The organism is Mesorhizobium sp. M2E.F.Ca.ET.209.01.1.1 (assembly GCF_004010375.2).
Taxonomy (GTDB): Bacteria; Pseudomonadota; Alphaproteobacteria; order Rhizobiales; family Rhizobiaceae; genus Mesorhizobium.
The window spans coordinates 1-303 of the sequence record NZ_SADP02000988.1 but is presented as its reverse complement, the minus strand read 5'-3'; the positions used below and the strand labels follow the sequence as shown (position 1 = coordinate 303).

Here is a 303-nt window from a genome sequence, read left to right as displayed (position 1 = left end):
ATTACCCCGAGAGCCAAAGACTTGCGAGCGCGATTGCGGCCACCCTTACGAGGCGCTCGAGATTTGGGCCGACACGTTCGTCCTGGTGAACGTATTCCTCACCCTCATAGACTTATAGAGATACGCAACCCAGAGTCCGGTTCCCGCAAACGAGGCCACGGGTGCCGCCAGTGCATCGCCTGCGAGCACCTGGTTCACCGGGACCCCCAGAATTGATGCGATCCAGATCGTGTCCAGGATAAAAACGACGGGGATCGCAAGCCACTGAAGCAGAAACAATTGCGGGAACCGTCGGCTTCGCCG

1 protein-coding gene is annotated in these 303 nt (G+C 58.7%); it reads right to left on the bottom strand.

Going from position 1 to position 303, the window contains the following annotated elements; genetic code table 11:
• Positions 1-45: 45 nt before the first annotated feature.
• Positions 46-303, bottom strand: a 258-nt coding sequence (locus tag EN852_RS38795) for a DUF2569 family protein (RefSeq protein WP_135879902.1), incomplete at its 5' end; no start/stop codon positions are given.